Origin of the sequence: Pseudomonas canadensis, assembly GCF_000503215.1 — a bacterium.
GTDB classification, from domain to species: domain Bacteria; phylum Pseudomonadota; class Gammaproteobacteria; order Pseudomonadales; family Pseudomonadaceae; genus Aquipseudomonas; species Aquipseudomonas canadensis.
Genome location: NZ_AYTD01000013.1, coordinates 359,422 through 377,852, shown reverse-complemented (window position 1 = coordinate 377,852; position 18,431 = coordinate 359,422). Strand labels below are relative to the sequence as shown.

At 62.1% G+C, this 18,431-nt stretch carries 17 protein-coding genes; 9 read left to right on the top strand and 8 right to left on the bottom strand.

Annotated features, from left to right (window positions below):
- Window positions 1-18 precede the first annotated feature (18 nt).
- The 5 genes from U367_RS0110595 to U367_RS0110575 all read left to right on the top strand — a co-directional run bounded on the left by U367_RS0110595 (window position 19) and on the right by U367_RS0110575 (window position 5,268).
- The gene (locus tag U367_RS0110595) at window positions 19-561 is read left to right on the top strand and encodes a Csu type fimbrial protein (protein WP_025999725.1); all 543 of its coding nucleotides are present in this window, start codon (window positions 19-21) and stop codon (window positions 559-561) included.
- A gap of 2 nt (window positions 562-563) precedes the next feature.
- Entirely contained in the window at window positions 564-1,052 is a 489-nt protein-coding gene (locus U367_RS0110590; protein WP_028616910.1) for a Csu type fimbrial protein, read from the top strand.
- 25 nt (window positions 1,053-1,077) lie between these two features.
- A complete protein-coding gene (locus U367_RS0110585) occupies window positions 1,078-1,866 on the top strand; it encodes a fimbrial biogenesis chaperone (protein WP_028616909.1) in 789 nt (262 codons plus the stop codon).
- A 139-nt stretch (window positions 1,867-2,005) separates the two neighbouring features.
- Window positions 2,006-4,300, top strand: a complete 2,295-nt coding sequence (locus U367_RS0110580) for a fimbria/pilus outer membrane usher protein (RefSeq protein WP_028616908.1) — start codon at window positions 2,006-2,008, stop codon at window positions 4,298-4,300.
- Between the two features lie 50 nt (window positions 4,301-4,350).
- The gene (locus tag U367_RS0110575; protein WP_050587889.1) at window positions 4,351-5,268 is read left to right on the top strand and encodes a Csu type fimbrial protein; all 918 of its coding nucleotides are present in this window, start codon (window positions 4,351-4,353) and stop codon (window positions 5,266-5,268) included.
- On the opposite strand, the gene U367_RS0110570 is transcribed toward U367_RS0110575, so the two are convergent.
- Complete coding sequence (locus tag U367_RS0110570) at window positions 5,265-6,002, bottom strand: anti-sigma factor family protein (protein ID WP_028616906.1); 738 nt, start codon at window positions 6,000-6,002, stop codon at window positions 5,265-5,267. The two genes, U367_RS0110575 and U367_RS0110570, sit on opposite strands and share 4 nt — an antisense overlap.
- A complete protein-coding gene (locus U367_RS0110565; RefSeq protein WP_028616905.1) occupies window positions 5,999-6,505 on the bottom strand; it encodes an RNA polymerase sigma factor in 507 nt (168 codons plus the stop codon). Before U367_RS0110565 ends, U367_RS0110570 begins: the two co-directional genes overlap by 4 nt.
- Window positions 6,506-6,688: 183 nt before the next feature.
- On the opposite strand from U367_RS0110565, the gene U367_RS0110560 reads away from it, so the two are divergent.
- Window positions 6,689-7,771, top strand: a complete 1,083-nt coding sequence (locus U367_RS0110560) for a catalase family peroxidase (protein WP_028616904.1) — start codon at window positions 6,689-6,691, stop codon at window positions 7,769-7,771.
- On the top strand, window positions 7,768-8,307 hold the full coding sequence (locus U367_RS0110555; RefSeq protein WP_028616903.1) for a cytochrome b: 540 nt from the start codon (window positions 7,768-7,770) through the stop codon (window positions 8,305-8,307). Before U367_RS0110560 ends, U367_RS0110555 begins: the two co-directional genes overlap by 4 nt.
- 33 nt (window positions 8,308-8,340) lie before the next feature.
- Here U367_RS0110555 and U367_RS0110550 read toward each other — a convergent pair whose 3' ends face one another.
- Window positions 8,341-9,492 (bottom strand): M14 family metallopeptidase, encoded by a 1,152-nt coding sequence (locus U367_RS0110550; RefSeq protein WP_028616902.1) that lies wholly within the window; start codon window positions 9,490-9,492, stop codon window positions 8,341-8,343.
- Between the two features lie 465 nt (window positions 9,493-9,957).
- Window positions 9,958-10,299: a DUF6124 family protein gene (locus tag U367_RS0110545; protein WP_028616901.1), complete on the bottom strand. Its 342-nt coding sequence runs from the start codon at window positions 10,297-10,299 to the stop codon at window positions 9,958-9,960.
- Window positions 10,300-10,431: 132 nt separating this feature from the next.
- Here U367_RS0110545 and U367_RS0110540 point away from each other — a divergent pair, with 132 nt between their 5' ends.
- Complete coding sequence (locus tag U367_RS0110540; protein WP_028616900.1) at window positions 10,432-11,064, top strand: LexA family protein; 633 nt, start codon at window positions 10,432-10,434, stop codon at window positions 11,062-11,064.
- Here U367_RS0110540 and U367_RS0110535 read toward each other — a convergent pair.
- From U367_RS0110535 to U367_RS0110520, 4 genes are read right to left on the bottom strand one after another with little or no spacing between them, the layout of a single operon-like run.
- The gene (locus tag U367_RS0110535) at window positions 11,061-12,986 is read right to left on the bottom strand and encodes an acetyl/propionyl/methylcrotonyl-CoA carboxylase subunit alpha (protein ID WP_028616899.1); all 1,926 of its coding nucleotides are present in this window, start codon (window positions 12,984-12,986) and stop codon (window positions 11,061-11,063) included. The genes U367_RS0110540 and U367_RS0110535 overlap by 4 nt on opposite strands.
- Window positions 12,983-13,789 carry a gamma-carboxygeranoyl-CoA hydratase gene (locus tag U367_RS0110530; RefSeq protein ID WP_028616898.1) on the bottom strand — a complete coding sequence of 269 codons (807 nt, stop codon included), beginning with the start codon at window positions 13,787-13,789 and terminating at the stop codon, window positions 12,983-12,985. Before U367_RS0110530 ends, U367_RS0110535 begins: the two co-directional genes overlap by 4 nt.
- Window positions 13,790-13,804: 15 nt before the next feature.
- Complete coding sequence (locus U367_RS0110525; RefSeq protein ID WP_028616897.1) at window positions 13,805-15,412, bottom strand: carboxyl transferase domain-containing protein; 1,608 nt, start codon at window positions 15,410-15,412, stop codon at window positions 13,805-13,807.
- An 11-nt stretch (window positions 15,413-15,423) separates the two neighbouring features.
- Window positions 15,424-16,587: an isovaleryl-CoA dehydrogenase gene (locus U367_RS0110520; protein ID WP_028616896.1), complete on the bottom strand. Its 1,164-nt coding sequence runs from the start codon at window positions 16,585-16,587 to the stop codon at window positions 15,424-15,426.
- Between the two features lie 150 nt (window positions 16,588-16,737).
- Between U367_RS0110520 and U367_RS0110515 the strand changes: the two genes are divergently transcribed.
- Complete coding sequence (locus U367_RS0110515) at window positions 16,738-18,375, top strand: AMP-binding protein (protein WP_028616895.1); 1,638 nt, start codon at window positions 16,738-16,740, stop codon at window positions 18,373-18,375.
- The last annotated feature ends 56 nt before the right edge of the window (window positions 18,376-18,431 follow it).

The window sequence follows — 18,431 nt, the reverse complement described above, 5'->3', positions numbered from 1 at the left end:
CTCAAGAGGATGAACACCATGCATGTACTTGTTTCGCGTTTAGGCGCTTGCGCGCTGGGGCTGGCAATGGCCTCCAACCTCAATGCGGCAACCACGGTCACCGGCCAGATCACATCGAGCCTGATATTGATCGCCAGTTGCCAGGTCAACGGTTCCGGTGCGGCGACCGGGCTGAACTTCGGTAGCTTGAACTTCGGCACCACCAACAGCCTGTTCACCAACGCCGATGCCCAGTTGCTTGGCGGCACCGGCACCGGCGGGGCGCTGTCGATCCTGTGTTCCAGCGGCACCACGCCAGCGGTCAAGGTGCGTGCCGGTGCCCATGACGGTGCGTCCCCGGGTGGCAGTCGTGCGTTGGCCGACGGTGCAGGCAACTTCGTGCCCTACGACTTCTACACTGACAGCGGCCACTCCGCGCTGTTGGCGATTGACGGCGTGATCACGCTCGCCACCAGTACCGGCGTGGCGCAAACCGTCAATCTCTACGGTCGGGCGGTGGGCAAGGCGGGTCTGCCAGCCGGCACCTACACCGACACCGTGGCCGTGGAACTGACGTTCTAGCGATGTGGCTCAGAGTGTTGCTGGCCTGTGGGCTGGCGGTGCCGCTGCCGTTGTCGGCGGTGACCAGCCAGAGCTTCCAGGTGAGCGCGACTATCACGCCGGGTTGTCTGATTGTGGGCGGGGGCTCCAATTACGGCGCGTTGACCTACGGCAGTTACTCGGCCCTGGCCACCAGTACGGTCACGGCGGCGTTGACCGGGGGTGTCACCTTGCAATGCACGCCGGGGGTGACATTGAGCATGAGCGTCGACGGCGGCCTGCACAGCAGCACCGGGCGCAATCTGCAGCTCAACAGCGGCAGCGCGCGGGTGGCTTACCAGTTGTTTCGGGATGCGGCGTTCAGCCAGAGCCTGGGGATCGGCCAGAGCGTCAATGTGGCGTACAGCGATGCGAACAACATCAGCCTGCCGATCTACGGGCGGGTGCAATTGCCGGGCAATCAGCCTGGGGGGACATACAGCGACACGCTGCAGGTGCAGCTGACGTGGTAAGGCAATCGGTATAAGGAGTGGGGTTATGCGTTCACCTTCCCGGCGGCTGTGGGCCGCGGGTATTGCCTTGAGTGCGGTGTGCACGGCGGGGTTCGTACAGGCAGCCAGTTCGGTGCTGATCTGGCCCATCGACCCGGTGCTGGAGGCCGATCAACAGGCCAGTGCGTTGTGGTTGGAAAACCGTGGAAGCGAAACCGCGAGCCTGCAGATTCGTGTATTTGCCTGGAGCCAGAGCGGCTTTGACGAGCAATACCAGAACCAGCGCGATGTGATCGGCAGCCCGCCGGTTGCGCGAATCGAGCCTGGGCAGAAACAACTGGTACGCCTGACCCGCACCCGCGAAGTCCCGCCGGGACAAGAGTTGGCCTACCGCATCATCATCGATGAAATCCCTTCGCCCTTGCAGGTGCCGACACCGCCGGAGGGCAAGAACACTGCGGCGGCGATTCGCTTCCAGATGCGTTACTCGGTGCCGCTGTTTGCCTATGGCGCCGGCCTGTGGAGCAAGGAAGACAGCACACGCCAGCGCGACCCCAAGGGAGCAGGCAAGCCAGACTTGAGCTGGCACAAGGTTACGGTGGCGGGGCGCAACTACATCGAGGTGCGTAACCAGGGCGCCGTGCATGCGCGCCTCACCGATGCCTCATTCAAACAGGGCGGCCAGACCAAACCCCTGGTGGATGGCCTGTTGGGCTACGTGCTACCGGGCGCGACCATGCGTTGGCCAGTGCCGGATACGCTGTCGGCTGATCAGCCCCTGCAAGTCAGGGTCAACGGTGCGCAACAGTTGGAGAACCTGGCGCCGAAGCGGTAACCGAGTGTAGCGGGGCGGGACGCTCCGGGATTTAAACGGATGGAGATGTCCATTGAAGGACACAACGCCATGTGTGAGTCGTGGTCGGGCTCGTCGTCTATGGCCGTCGGTGGCAGTGGTAAGCGGGCTATGGGCCGCCATGGTTGCGCCCCAGGGCGTGGCTGGCGACCTGCCGCCGCCGCCGAGCAGTATGGAGGCTGTCGCCGATGCACAGTTGTTTCTGGAGCTGGTGGTCAACCAGATGGACACCGGTCGCGTCATCGCGGTCGATCAACGTGCCGGGCAGCTCTTTGTCCCCGCCAGCGCGTTGCAGGATGTGGGCATGAAACTACCCGGTGACCTGAGTGGCAGCGTGGCGTTGGACACCATCCCAGGCCTGCACAGTGACTACGACAGCAATGGTCAACGCCTGCTGCTGGATGTGCCGCCTGCCTGGCTGAAGGAACAGTTCATCGGCAACCGCAACACCTACCCGCGCACCCAGGCGATGAGCAGTTTCGGCGCCTTGCTCAACTATGACCTGTACTTCAACGATACCGACGAAGGCGGCAGCTACCTCGCCGCCTGGAACGAAGTGCGGCTGTTCGATACCTGGGGCACCTTGTCCAATACCGGGCAATACCGCCAGACCCTGGCCGATGGCGTCAGCAGCAGTACCTTCAACAACGGCTACCGGCGCTATGACACTACCTGGCGTTTCTCCGATGACGAACGACTGCTGACCTACGAGGCCGGTGACGTGATCAGCGGCGCCTTGCCCTGGAGCAGCTCGGTGCGTCTGGGTGGGATGCAGTTTTCACGGGACTTCGCCGTGCGCCCGGACCTGGTGACCTACCCCTTGCCGCAATTTGCCGGTGAGGCCGCGGTGCCGTCGTCGGTGGACCTGTTTATCAACGGCTACAAATCCGACAGCGCGTTGCTGCAACCAGGGCCTTACACCCTGACCAACGTGCCATTTATCAATGGTGCCGGTGAGGCGGTGGTGGTGACCACCGACGCGCTGGGTCGCCAGGTGTCGACCACGGTGCCGTTTTATGTGACGAGTTCGCTGCTGCAAAAAGGCCTGACGGATTTCTCGGTGGCCGCCGGTTCCTTGCGCCGGGAATACACCTTGAAGGATTTCGCCTACGGGCCTGGCGTTGCCAGCGGCACCTTTCGTTATGGTTATTCCGACAACCTGACTCTGGAAAGCCACGCCGAAGCCTCCAGTGACCTGACCCTCGGCGGCCTGGGTGGCAACCTGCGGCTGGGCAACTTCGGCGTGCTCAACACTGCCGTCAGCCAAAGCCAGTTCGAAGGGCGCAGCGGCCAGCAACTGAGCCTGGGGTATTCATACAACAGCACGCGCTACAGCCTGTCGTACCAGCGGGTCGAACGGCGCGACGAGTACGCCGACCTGACTCTGGTCGACACCCCCTATGCCAGCCTCAGCAAACGCAGCGAGCAAGTGACCTTGAGCCTCAACCTTGAGCGCTTCGGCAGCCTGGGCGTAGGTTACTTCGACGTGCAGGCAGCGGACGATTCGCGCACGCGCTTGCTCAACCTGAGCTGGAGCAAACCCCTGTGGCACAACACCAGTTTCTACCTGTCGGCCAACCGTGAGATCGGCGACAGTAACTGGGCGATGCAGGCGCAGTTGGTTATCCCGTTCGACCTCAACGGCAGCCTGGCCGTGAGCACCGAGCGCAGCAAGGATGGCGCCAGTCGCCAGCGCCTCAATTACAGCAGCGCGGTGCCGAGCGAGGGCGGGGTGGGCTACAACCTCGGTTATGCTCAGGGCGATGGCGCGGCGTATCGGCAGGCTGACCTGACCTGGCGCTTGCAGTCGGTGCAGTTGCAGGCCGGCGTGTACGGCAGCAGCGATGCCGAGACCCGCTGGGCGGATGCCAGCGGCTCGCTGGTGTGGATGGGCGGCGACACCTTTGCCGCCAACCGGATCAATGATGCCTTTGTGGTGGTGAGTACCCAGGGTTTCGCCGGGATCCCGGTGCGCTACGAGAACCAGTTGGTGGGAGAAACCGACCGCAACGGCCACCTGCTGGTGCCGTGGAGCAGCGCGTACTACCGCGCCAAATATGAAATCGATCCGCTGAACCTGCCGCTCAACGTGCAGAGCCCGAATGTGGAGCAGCGTGTGTCGGTGCGCCGTGGCAGTGGCTACCTGCTGGAGTTCCCGCTGCGCCGGGTGCTCGCGGCCAGCGTCACCCTGGTGGACACCGAGCATCAGGAACTGCCCCTGGGCAGCCTGGTGCTGCACGAGCAGAGCAACCAGCAGGCGGTGGTCGGCTGGGATGGCCTGGTGTACCTGGAAAACCTCTCGGCGCATAACACCTTGCAGGTCACGTTGGGTGAAGGGCGTACGTGCCAGGCGCGGTTCGAGATGGACGAGCAGCAACAAGGCGTGCCGCTGATCGGGCCGTTGGTGTGCCAATGAGGGGGCTGGGGTGGCTGTCTGTCGTAGGCGTAGTGTTCTCGGGCCAGGCCATGGCAGCGTGTTCGGTGGTGACCACGCTGCCGGCGAGCTTCGGGTCGATCAGCTCGATGACGGTACGCACGGCGGCGCAGGCCACGTCGACAGCCAACTCAGGGTTGAGCTGCACCTCGGCATTGATCTCGCTGCTGGTGTCCTCCGACCATTTCTACGCGACGATCACCTCCTCCAAGACCGGCATGGTCGGGCCTACCGGTGACGTCATCGGCTATACGATCTACGCCAACAACAGCACCAGCTTTCCGATAACCCGTGGGGCGCAATTCGATTTTGGCGGGGCGGGGGGCATTGCCCAGAGCATCGGGTTGATCGCGGGGCCTGGCTCGAAAACCGTGCCGCTGTACGTGAGCAGCATCACCGGCAGCAACGTCGCCGCTGGCTTGTACACCGAGACCTTGAACATTGCCTGGAACTGGAACTACTGCTCGGGGATTGGCATTGGCGGTGTCTGCCTGGGCCGTGACATCGGCAGTGGTACCGCCGCTTTGACGGTGAGCATGACCGTCACCAATGACTGCCAGATCACCGCGCCCAATATCAGTTTCGGCAGCGCCCCGGTGATCAGTGGTTTCACCACGGTGACCGGGCAGGCGAGCATTTCCTGCACCAAGGGCAGTGCGTACAGCGTAGGGTTGAGCGACGGCCAGAATTCCGTCAGCGCGGGCGGGCGGCGGCGGATGATCTCAGGCAGCAACTACCTGGCCTACGACATCTTCAAAAGCGCCGGCACCACCCGTTGGGGCAGTGTGGGCGCGGCGCGTCGCGACAGCTCCACCGCCGAGGTCAACCCCGGCAATGGCCTGGGCACCGGCAGCCAGGTGTTCAACTACAACGCCAGGATCTATAGCGATCAAACCACTCCGCCGGCCGGCACCTACCTCGACAACGTGGTACTCGACGTGGGCTTCTAGAACTTCAGCATCGCCGGAGTGGGCTGGTCTGCCGGGCTGACCACCGCATAGTTGTAGCCGGCACCGGACCAATATTGGGCCTGCAAACCATCGGCACTGCGGCTGCCACGGGGCAGGAAACCGTTCTCCGGTCCCGGTGGGCGGATATAGAAACTGATGCGCCGGCCTTGCGGGTCCTCATATAGCACCATGGCCGCGGCGCCTTGCTCGGTGGTGAGCAGGCGCCCGCTGACCGGTGTGAACCCGGAAGCACTCAGGTCCGGCAGGCGGTGTGCCTGGTTGAAGTAGCGGTCGAGCCAGGCCTGCATCGTGCCACTGCCTTGCACTTTGTAGTCGGCGGGCATGATGCTGTCCTGGGCGAATAAGCGGAACGCCTGCATCGCATCGGCCATGGGCAGTTGGGCGGGCTGGGTGGCTTCACGGGCGTGCCAGCCACCGATACCGCCGAGGCTGATAGCGATCAGCAGCACGGCGGCCGTAGCAAAATGGCGCCGTGATTGACGCTTGATGCGCTGGCGGATCAGCGCCGGGTCCAGGTCCGGGTTGGCCGGCTGTTGCAGGGCACCGCCCAGCGCGGCACGCAGCAACTGCGCGTCGTGTTGCCAGGCGTGGACCTGGGCGGCGACATCCGGGTGGGCGGCCAAGTAGGTTTCAAGCATGCGGCGATCACTCTCCAGCAGTTGGTGATCGACGTAGGCATGCAAATCGCGTTCGCTGGGGGGCAGGCTGATCATTTGAGTATCCGCAGGGAAGGGCTGGCAATTTCGCCATCACTGAGTTGACGCAAGGCTTGGCGCGCCCGTGACAGGCGCGACATCACGGTGCCGATGGGCACCTCAAGAATCTCGGCGATTTCCTTGTAGCTCAGGCCTTCGACCGAAACCCACAACAGCAGCGCGCGCTGCTCGGTGTTGAGTTGATCGAAGGCTTGCAGGGTCGCTTGGGCGATCACCGTACGTTCCACCGACGGCTGCGCATCGTCGCGTCCGGTGAAGAATTCCAGCATGCGCGCATAGCGCCGGGTGCGACGGTGGGCATCGAGGAACTGCCGGTAGAGGATCGAAAACAGCCAGGCGCGCAAGTCGCCTTCAACGCGTTTGTCGGCCCAGCTGGTGATCGCCCGCTCCAGGGTCGACTGCACCAGGTCGTCGGCGCTGCTGGCGTTACGGGTCAGGGACACGGCAAAACGCCGCAGCCTGGGGATGAGTTCACGTAACTGTTCGTCGAGTTCATGCATGGGAATCTGGCTGGTCACTACGCTGGGACTAGAGAGACGTGCGGCGTGTACGGTTATTCCCGATCCTGGGAAATAAATCAAAGGCCAGGGAATAGAGCCGATCGACGTTCGTCTTAATGCTCCGACCTTATGTTCACCTCTCATTATGTTCACCCCTAAGGCCTTCGGCCCTGGAGTTCCTTCATGGTAGATCACTCATCACCGCCCCGTCCTCCGCTGAGCACTGCGAGCCTGATCGCGCGCCTGGCAGGTATCGGTGCCGTGGTTGCGGTTGTGGCGGGGGCTTTCGCCTACGTCAATGGCACCCTCGATCCACAGCGCCTGCGTCCTAAAACCCTGGTCAATGCCCTGGAAACCAACAACGGCGTGCACCCTGGCTTCCGGCGTAACCACGCCAAGGGTGTGTGCGTGGCCGGGTATTTCGAGAGCAGTGCCCAAGTTCGTGCCTATTCCAGCGCCCAGGTATTCAGTGAGGCCAGGACGCCGTTGATCGGTCGGTTCGCCTTGCCGAGCGGTAACCCCTACGCGCCGGACAGCAGTGTGCCGATCCGCAGTTTTGCCGTGCAATTCAGCCAGGCCAACGGCCAGCAGTGGCGCACCGGCATGAACAGCATGCCAGTGTTTCCGGTGGGCACGCCCGAGGCGTTCTACCAAATGCTCAAGGCCGGTGCACCGCAGCCTGCCACCGGCAAGCCGGACCCGGCGAGCATGCCGGCATTTTTTGCCGCCCATCCCGAGACTGCGCCGTTCCTGGCGTGGGTCAAGACCGCCAAGCCTTCGGCCAGTTATGCCACCGAAACCTACAACGGTATCAACGCGTTCTTCCTGGTAGGGGCCGATGGCAATCGCCAGGCCGTGCGTTGGGGCGTGGTGCCGCAGCGTCAGGATGCGGCGGGCGATCTCGCCGCCGCCGGCAGTGATTTCCTGGAGAAGGACCTGGTCCAGCGCCTGGCGATCGGGCCGTTGCGCTGGCAATTGAACATGACCCTGGCCAACCCCGGCGACCCGGTGGACGATGCAAGCAAGGCCTGGACTGGCGAGCATAAAGTCATCAACGCCGGCACCTTGGTGCTGCAAAGCAGCCAGCCGCAGGCTGATGGCGATTGCCGCGATATCAATTTTGATCCACTGATTCTGCCCAGCGGCATCGAAGCCTCCAATGACCCGTTGCTGGCAGCTCGGTCGGCGGCGTACGCCAGTTCGTACCTGCGTCGTGCCGGTGAAGTCAGTCCGTTGCACAACGCCCCTCAGGAGTCGAAACCATGAATGCCCAACCGCGGTTTTTCGCACCCCTGGCGCGCCTGCTGCACTGGCTGATGGCGCTGATGGTCATCGCCATGCTGTTTATCGGCGCGGGCCTGGCGGCTTCTGTTTCGGAGCGCCATGAATGGTTGATCCACCTGCACAAGCCGTTGGGGATCGCGATCCTGGCCTTGGTGATCGTGCGCTTGGTCGTGCGCTTCGCCACGCGCCAACCGCCGTTGCCTGCCGACTTGCCGCTGTGGCAAGTACTGGCGGCCAAGGCGTCCCATCTGGTGTTGTATGCGCTGATGCTGGTGTTGCCGCTGCTGGGCTGGGCGATGATTTCGGCGGCGGGCGACCCGGTGATGCTCAGCAGTTCGGTGCAGTTGCCGGCGCTGGTGGGGGCGAATGCGCCGTTGTTCGCGGTGCTGCGCAGGGCCCATGGATTTCTGGCGTACCTGCTGTTCCTGACGGTGCTGTTGCACTTGGCGGCGGCGCTGTTCCATGGGTTCATCCGCCGCGATGGTGTGTTGCAAAGCATGACTGGCAGTAAACGCTGAGTGTGTAGGAGCCGGCATGCCGGCTCCTTGGGGTTAGCGTAGGGCCGTCACGATATCGGCGACCGTGCTCAATACGTCCTTGCCCAGTTGCTTGGAGCGTTCACCGGACCAGCCGGTTGTAACGTTGGGGGCGTCGTCGTTGTCCTTGAAGGGCATCTCCAGGGTCAGTGACAGGCAGTCGTATTGCTGGCCTACCGCGTTGCACGCCAGGGTCATATTGGCCTCGCCGGGCAGGTCGCGGGTGTAGCCGTAGGTGGTCTGGAAGTCGCGGGTCAGGCCGCTCAAGTGGCTGCGGAAGTGTTTTTCCAGCCTCTCGATGCGTGGGGTGTAGCCGGGATTGCCTTCGCAGCCGGCGGTAAAGACGTAGGGGATTTCTTCGTCGCCATGGATATCGAGGAACAGGTCGACGCCGTATTTTTCCATCTGTTGTTGCACGAACAACACTTCTGGGCTGATCGCTTGGCTGGCGCTCTGCCATGCGCGGTTGAGGTCCTGGCCCATGGCGTTGGTGCGCAGATGGCCGTGGAACGCGCCGTCCGGGTTCATGTTGGGCACCAGGTACAGGTCGGCGACTTTCAGCAGGTTTTTCAACTCGTCATCACCGTCCTGTTGCAGGCGTTCGATGATGCCTTCCATAAACCATTCGGCCATGTGTTCGCCAGGATGCTGTTGGGCGATGATCCAGACCTTGCGTCGACCGGCGCCGCCTTTGCCGCGACGCAGCAGTTGGATATCACGGCCTTCGACACTTTTACCGGTGGCCAGCAGTTGGGTACCGGCGCGGTTCAAGGCTTGCTCGATCAGCCAGTCGTGACGCTCACGGCTGTAGGGTTCGAAATAGGCGATCCAGGCGTGCCTCTCACGGGTCTCAAGGCTGATATGCAGGATTTCCCCATCAAAGCGCGAGGGCACCCGAAACCAGTTGATATGGTCGTATGACGCCACGGCGTTGTAGCCGCTCCACGCGTGTGGGTAGGAAGACTTACCCGCGTTACTCAGGCGAAAAGTGTGGGTGTGGCCCACGTGCATGCCTTCGGCCTTGAAGTGGAACCATTGGAAATGCTGGCTACGGGTGTCGGGTTTGATCGCCAGCAACAACTGGTGGGAATCGTGGGCATCCAGTACCTGGATATTGCCACTGTCGAAGTCGGTGCTGATCTTAATGGAGGTCAAGGCCACGGTCATAGTCTGGTTGCCTGAATATGAGTGTTGTGGCGGCTATATTACACAGGAGTCTGGTAAAGACTGGACGCAAAATTATTGCACGGGGGAGGGGGCGTCATCCTTGACGCCGCAGCAGCTTAGAATCTATGAGATTGATTCTCAAGCGCTATTTCGCAAAGGTTTGGACTAGAGCGTTCGACTGGCTTTCTTTTGACGATGGTCTTTTGCTACCATGCGCGCCATCGAGCAACAGACAGTCTTCATTAGCCTGAAGCCATGCCAGGGAAACTGGCAAAAAAAAGACCCGGCCAAAGAGCCGGGTCAAAAACCGTGATTAGCCTGATGAGGAGATATTCCAAGAGTCCGACCTAAGGTCCCTTGGTCTATCGACTGATCTCGCGATCAGCTAGGTCCAATAATAATCATTATCATTTGCAAGTCAAATGTTTTTATCCGTGAGATAGAAATATTTTTCTTCTGCGCCTGTTATCCGTTCGCTCGAGCCGCTGGCGCCTGCAACGACCGCTCCACCATCGCCTTCGCCATATCAATCAAGTACACCACCGAAAACGCCAGGTCGCGATGATTGCCCTGGTGGCTGCTCGCAGATTCATACGCCGTGGCTGCGGCACTGCGCAACAGGTCCGAGGCGTGCACCAGGGCTTCCTCCTGGCTGATGCCTGGTTTGATGGCGAACAGGGCGTCGTCAGGGGCTGTCGTCGACATATCTTCTTTCAAGTAAAAGTCCAATGCGCGCCGGACGGCACCGCTGCTACGCAGGTCGTGGTCTTCAGGGGTTTCGGGTAGGGGATACGGGCTGGTCGTCATAAGGGGCGGTACTCTGTCGTGGGTGTCAAAAACCTTATGTCCGATGATAGTACGTATCGTATTCATGTCGTTTTATGGATTACTACAAACTGTTTATTGCCCTGAAAACTGCGTGACGTATTGTCAGCGCCCATGGATAACTGGATAGCGTTGGTCAAGGCCAACATGGAAGACCGCAAGGTCACGCAGGGTGAATTGGCTGAGCGCCTGGGCATGTCTCAAGGCGGCGTGGGGCATTGGCTCAATAAACGCCGTGCGCCTAGCGTCGTGGATATGAACCGGGTGTTGGCGGCGTTGGGGTTGGGGTATCTGGAAGTCGCGCTGGACATTCGCGAGCGGGCCGAGGAAGTCCCTGTGCAGAAGCACTACACCCCGTATTTCCGCTACCCGGTCAGCGATTGGAGCGGGCTGTGCGAGGTCCGTGAAGAGCGTGCGGCCTATGGCGCTGCCCGCTTTGAACTTACCGATTACCATGCCCAGGGCGAAGCGTTCTGGCTGCCGGTCAGCGGCGACGCTATGACCGCGCCCAGCGGACTGAGCATCAGCGCGGGCATGCTGATCCTGGTCGACCCGGCCATTCAGGCCGAGCCTGGCAAGCTGGTGGTCGCCCAATGGGCCGCGAGCCCCCAGGCGACCTTCCGCCAATTGCTGGAAGAAAGCGGCCAGCTCTACCTGGTGCCGCTCAATCCCACCTACCCAAAGCAGCTATTCACTGATGACTGCCACATCCTGGGCGTCGTTGTGCAAGCCACGGCAAAGTTCTAGCCGGCCGGTTCGAGTTCCACCAACGCGCAACCTTCTGCGACCATTTCACCTTCCTGGCAGAACAGCGCCTTGATCACCCCGGCTTGAGGCGCGCGGATGCTGTGTTCCATCTTCATGGCCTCCAGCACCACCAGTTGCGTGCCGGCCTCAACGTTTTGGCCGACCTCCACCAGCACCCGCACGATACTGCCGTTCATCGGCGCCGTCAGGCCGCCTTGATGGGACTGGTTGGCCTCAACCGCCGCAATCGGGTCGAACACTGTCACGCCCTGCATCTCGCCGTCCCAGCGCAAAAACACGCGGATGCCGCTGCGAACTGCCAGATGGCTGCGACGCACGCCTTGTTGCTCGATCAGCAACTGTTCGCCTTGCAAGTTCGGCGCATCCGCGGCCAGCGTGACTAACCGATCCTGGCCATTGCAGCTCAGATGCAGCGAAACTTCGGCAGGCAACCCGGCACGAAACCCTCGCGTCTCCCCCCAAGGTCCATCACCCTTCGGCAAGCTCTGAATGAAGGCCGCGCCCGCCGCTTGCCAGAATTCATCACTCAATTCCCCAGGCGCCGGCAGCAACTGTTCCTGATAGCGCGGAATGAACCCGGTATCCAACTCGGCTGCCGCAAATGCCGAGTGTCCGATAATCCGCCGTAAGAAGCCCAGGTTGGTCTTGAGCCCGCCGATGGCAAACTCCTCCAGCATGGCCAACAATCGCAATCGCGCCTGTTCACGGTCTTCACCCCAGGCAATCAGCTTGCCGAGCATGGGATCGTAGAACGGCGACACGCTGTCGCCTTGCTCCACACCGCTGTCCACGCGGCGCCCAGGGCCCGGTGCGGATTCGCGGTACAGCGCCAGGTGACCGGTGGCAGGCAGGAAGTCATTGGCCGGGTCTTCGGCATACAGCCGCACTTCGATCGCATGGCCGACCAGCGGCACCTGCTCCTGGGTGATCGGCAACGCCTCGCCCTGGGCGACACGGATTTGCCAGGCCACCAAGTCCAGGCCGGTGATCGCCTCGGTCACCGGGTGCTCCACTTGCAGTCGAGTGTTCATCTCCATGAAGAAGAACTCACCGCGTGCGTCCAGCAAGAACTCCACGGTGCCTGCGCCGACATAGCCGATGGCCTGGGCGGCGCGCACGGCGGCTTCGCCCATGGCCTTGCGCTGTTCAACACTCAGTCCCGGTGCTGGCGCCTCTTCGACGACCTTCTGGTGACGACGCTGGATCGAGCAGTCACGTTCATTGAGGTACAGGCAATGTCCATGCTGATCGGCAAACACCTGGATCTCCACATGGCGTGGCTTGAGCAGGTACTTTTCCACCAACATCTGCCCATTGCCGAAGGACGACAGTGCCTCGCGCTGTGCCGAGGCCAGGGCTTCGGCCAACTGGCTGACATCCTCGACCACCTTCATGCCCTTGCCGCCTCCACCCGCCGTAGCCTTGAGCAGCACGGGATAGCCGATGCGCTCGCAGGCTGCGCGGAAGGTCTCCAGGTCCTGGGCTTCGCCGTGGTAACCCGGTACCAAGGGGACCCCGGCGGTTTCCATCAAGGCCTTGGCGGCCGACTTGCTGCCCATGGCATCGATGGCCGAGGCGGGCGGGCCGAGAAAGATCAATCCGGCCGCTTCAATCGCGCGGGCAAAACCTGCGTTCTCCGACAAAAAACCGTAACCCGGATGGATCGCCTGGGCACCGCTGGCCTGGGCTGCAGCGATCAGTTTGTCGATTTGCAGGTAGCTGTCAGTGGCCTTGCTGCCGCCCAGGTCGACGCGGATATCCGCCTCACGGCTGTGGCGCGCATCGCGGTCAGTGGCGCTGTGCACCGCCACGGTGGTCAGGCCCATGGCCTTGGCGGTGCGCATCACTCGGCAAGCAATCTCGCCACGGTTGGCCACCAGTAGGGTCGTCAACATGCTCATGAACGCGGCTCCTGCGACTGCCAGCTGGGTGGACGTTTTTGCAGGAAGGCGCGCAGGCCTTCCTGGCCTTCGGCGCTGACACGGATGCGCGCAATGGCGTTTTCGCAATAGCGGCGCAGGGCCGGGGTGAGGGCACCGTGGCCCACTTCGCGCAGCAAGTCCTTGCTGGCGCGCATGGCCGCCGGGCTGTTTTGCAGGAGGTTGGCAATCCACTGTTCGACCTGTTGATCCAACTCGCTGATCGGATAGCTTTCCGCCAACAAACCGATCTCCCGTGCCCGTTGGCCACCAAAGCGCTCAGCGGTCAACGCATAGCGCCGTGCTGCACGCTCGCCGATGGCTTGCACCACGAACGGACTGATCACCGCCGGCGCCAGGCCAATGCGCACTTCTGACAGACAGAACTGCGCATCGTCCGCACCAATCGCCATGTCACAGCAACTGATCAAGCCCAGCGCACCGCCGTAGGCCGCGCCTTGCACCACCGCCAGGGTCGGGATTTTCAACTTGGCCAGGTTGTACATCAACTCGGCCAACTCACGGGCATCGTCCAGATTGGTGTGGTAATCCAGCTCGGCCGATTGCTGCATCCAGGCCAGGTCGGCCCCGGCGCTGAAATGCTTGCCGCGCCCGCGCAGCACCAGAAAGCGCAGGGATGGATCACCCTGTACGTGGTCGAGGGCGATGATCAGTTCGCGGATCATCTCTGCGTTGAACGCGTTGTTCTTGGCTTCACGACTGAGCCACAGCGTGGCAAAGCCACGGCGGTCGGTGATCAGTTCGAGGGTGTTGAAGTCGCTCATGGGATACAGCTCCATTTACATGCGGAACACGCCGAAGCGGCTCGGCTCGATGGGGGCATTCAGCGAAGCGGACAAGGCCAGGGCCAGCACGTCACGGGTCTGCAACGGGTCAATCACACCGTCGTCCCACAGGCGCGCGCTGGAGTAGTAGGGGTGGCCCTGGGTTTCGTACTGGTCGAGGATCGGCTGCTTGATGGCGGACTCTTCTTCGGCGCTGAACCCCACGCCGGCGCGTTCAGCCTGCTCGCGCTTGACCTGCACCAGCACGCCGGCCGCCTGTTCGGCGCCCATCACGCCGATGCGTGCATTCGGCCACATCCACAGGAAGCGCGGGTCATAGGCGCGGCCGCACATGCCATAGTTACCGGCGCCAAAGCTGCCGCCGATGATCACCGTGAACTTCGGTACCTTGGCGCAGGCCACTGCGGTGACCAGCTTGGCACCGTGCTTGGCGATGCCACCGGCTTCGTATTTCTGGCCGACCATGAACCCGGTGATGTTCTGCAGGAACAGCAGCGGAATGCCACGCTGGCAGGCTAGTTCGATAAAGTGCGCGCCTTTTTGCGCGGCCTCGGCAAACAGAATCCCGTTGTTGGCCAGGATCGCAATCGGGTAACCATGCAGGTGTGCAAAGCCGCACACCAGCGTGGTCCCGAACAGCGCCTTGAACTCATCGAACACTGAACCGTCCACCAGCCGCGTGATCACTTCACGCACATCAAAGGGCTGCTTGGCATCGGCCGGGATCACGCCATACAGCTCCTCACTGCTGTACAACGGCGCCACGGGCGGGCGTTGCAGCAACTCGCCCTGTTTGCGCCAATTGAGGTTGGCCACACTGCGTCGGGCCAGGGCCAGGGCGTGTTCGTCGCTGTCGGCATAGTGGTCGGCCACGCCGGAGATCTTGCAGTGCACATCGGCACCGCCGAGGTCTTCGGCGCTGACCACTTCACCCGTCGCGGCTTTCACCAGCGGCGGGCCGGCAAGGAAGATGGTGGCCTGGTTGCGCACCATGATCGCTTCGTCGGCCATGGCCGGCACATAGGCGCCACCGGCGGTACACGAGCCCATTACCACTGCGATCTGCGGGATGCCTCGGGCGCTCATGTTGGCCTGGTTGAAGAAGATCCGCCCGAAGTGTTCGCGGTCGGGGAACACTTCATCCTGACGCGGCAAGTTGGCGCCGCCGGAGTCCACCAGGTAGATGCACGGCAGGCGGTTCTGCTCGGCGATCGTCTGGGCGCGCAGGTGTTTTTTCACGGTGAGCGGGTAGTAGGAGCCGCCTTTCACCGTCGCGTCGTTGGCGACGATCATGCATTCGACGCCTTCCACCCGGCCGATCCCGGCAATCACCCCGGCGGCAGGCACGTCTTCGCCATACACCTGATGGGCGGCCAGTTGGCTGAGTTCAAGGAACGGCGAGCCGGGGTCGAGCAAACGGTTGATGCGCTCGCGGGGCAACAGTTTGCCGCGTGAGGTGTGCCGCTCCTGGGCCTTGGCGCCGCCGCCTTGCTGCACGTGAGCGAGCAGGCTGTGCAGCGCGTCGACCTGTTGGCGCATCGCCGCGCTGTTGGCGGCGAACTCCGCCGAACGTGGGTTGAGTTGGGTATGCAAGGTGGCCATGGTGCGCTCCTTCAGCGGGTTTCGTTGAAGAGTTCGCGACCGATCAGCATCCGGCGGATCTCACTGGTGCCGGCGCCGATTTCATACAGCTTGGCGTCCCGCAGCAGCCGACCGGCAGGGAATTCATTGATATAGCCGTTACCGCCCAGGATCTGGATCGCGTCGAGTGCCATCTGCGTGGCGCGTTCGGCGCTGTAAAGGATCACCCCGGCCGCATCCTTGCGCGTGGTTTCGCCACGCTCGCAAGCCTGGGCCACCGCGTACAGATAGGCGCGACTGGCGTTGAGCTGGGTGTACATGTCGGCCACCTTGCCCTGGATCAGCTGGAATTCGCCAATGCTCTGGCCGAACTGCTTGCGGTCGTGGATATAGGGCACGATCAGGTCCATGCAGGCTTGCATGATCCCGGTGGGGCCGCCGGACAGCACCACGCGTTCGTAGTCCAGGCCGCTCATCAGCACTTTCACGCCGCCATTGAGCACGCCGAGGATGTTTTCTTCGGGTACTTCAACGTCATCGAAAAACAGCTCGCAGGTGTTGGAGCCGCGCATGCCCAGCTTGTCGAACTTGTTGCTGCGGCTGAAGCCTTTCCAGTCACGCTCGACGATGAAGGCGGTGATGCCGTGAGGGCCTTTCTCCAGGTCGGTCTTGGCGTAGATCACGTAGGTGCTGGCGTCGGGGCCATTGGTGATCCAGGTCTTGCTGCCGTTGAGCACATAATGATCGCCGCGTTTGTCGGCGCGCAGTTTCATCGAGACCACATCGGAACCGGCATTCGGCTCGCTCATGGCCAGGGCGCCGACGTGTTCGCCGCTGATGAGTTTGGGAAGGTACTTGAGTTTCTGTGCGTGGTTACCGTTGCGATTGATCTGGTTCACACACAGGTTCGAGTGTGCGCCGTAGGACAACGCCACCGAGGCCGAGCCACGGCTGATCTCTTCCATCGCCACCACGTGGGCCAGGTAACCCAGGCCGGCGCCGCCGTATTCTTCCGGGACGGTGATGCCCAACAGGCCCATGTCGCCGAATTTCTGCCACAGGTCGGCGGGGAACAGGTTGTCACTGTCGATCTGTGCCGCGCGCGGCGCGATTTCCTTGCTCACGAAGGACTGCACCTGGTCGCGCAGCATGTCGATGGTTTCACCGAGGGCGAAGTTCAGGGACGGGTAACTCATGGACAGGCACCTTAATGTGAGCGTTGTTTTTGTGTGGAGGGTGCGCCAGGGGAGGGCGCTCACCTTTACGTTAACGTAAGCTTGCGTTGCGGCGCTGTCAATCGTAGTTTACGTTTACGTCAACCTACAAAAAAGACAACAGGGGTCGTTATGGATCAACCAAACCAGAGCTACAGCCGTGGCTCCCAGGACAAGACCTTGCTGGCCATGACTATTGGCCAAGCCTTTGACCGAACCGTCGCGCAATTCCCCGAGGGTGAGGCCTTGGTGGTGCGTCATCAGCAGCACCGCTACACCTGGCGGCAATTGGCCGAAGCGGTCGATGTGCACGCCCGTGCGTTTCTCGCTCTGGGCATGCAGACCGGCGATCGTCTGGGCATCTGGGCACCCAATTGCGCCGAGTGGTGCATCAGCCAGATTGCCAGTGCCAAGCTCGGCGTGATCCTGGTGAATATCAACCCGGCCTACCGCAGCAGTGAATTGGACTACGTGCTCAAGCAATCCGGCTGTCAGTGGCTGGTGTGCGCCGGGTCGTTCAAGACGTCCGATTACCATGCGATGTTGCAGGAATTGAAACCCGACCTGCGCGGCATGATCAGCCTCGACCCCAGTCCTCCCCCAGGATTCATGCCTTGGTCGCAGCTATTGGCCCTCGGTGCAGGCGTCCCTCCCGAACAGTTGCACAGCCGCCAGGCCAGCCTGCATTTCGACCAACCCGTGAATATCCAGTACACCTCCGGCACCACCGGCTTCCCCAAGGGCGCCACCCTCAGCCACCACAACATCCTCAATAACGGCTACATGGTCGGCGAAAGCCTGGGCCTGACCGCGCAGGACCGACCGGTGATCCCGGTGCCGCTGTACCACTGCTTTGGCATGGTCATGGGCAACCTGGGTTGCATCACCCACGGCACCACCATGATTTATCCCAATGATGGTTTCGACCCACTGCTGACACTCACTACCGTCGCCGAAGAACGCGCCACCGGTCTGTACGGCGTGCCCACCATGTTCATCGCCATGCTCGATCACCCGCGCCTTGGTGAGTTCGACCTGTCCACCTTGCGCACCGGCATCATGGCCGGCGCCACATGCCCTATCGAAGTCATGCGCCGCGTGATCAGCGAGATGCACATGAGTGAAGTGCAAATTGCCTATGGCATGACGGAAACCAGCCCGGTGTCCTTGCAGACCGGCGCGGATGACGATCTGGAGCGCCGCGTGACCACGGTTGGCCGCACTCAGCCGCAACTTGAAAACAAGATCATCGACGCCGACGGCAACACCGTTGTGCGCGGCGAGATCGGCGAACTTTGTACCCGTGGCTACAGTGTGATGCTCGGATACTGGAACAATCCCGACGCCACCCGCGAGGCCATCGACGCCGCCGGCTGGATGCACACCGGCGACCTGGCGAGCATGGACGCCCAGGGCTACGTGTGCATCGCCGGGCGCAACAAGGACATGATCATTCGTGGCGGCGAGAACGTGTACCCGCGTGAGCTGGAAGAATTTTTCTTCACCCATCCGGCGGTAGCGGATGTGCAGGTCATCGGCATTCCGGATGAGCGCTACGGTGAAGCGATCGTCGCGTGGATCAAGTTCCATCCGGGCCATGTGGCCAGTGAGCTGGAACTCCAGACGTGGTGCAAGGGACGTATCGCGCACTTCAAGACGCCCAAGTACTTCAAGTTCGTGGATGAGTTTCCGATGACGGTGACGGGCAAGGTCCAGAAATTCCGCATGCGCGAGATCAGTATTGGCGATTATGGGCTTCTTCGTTTCTGATGGACCGCCAGTCCTGCCAGCTTATTAAGGGGCAGGACTGAAGGTGCTTATATACC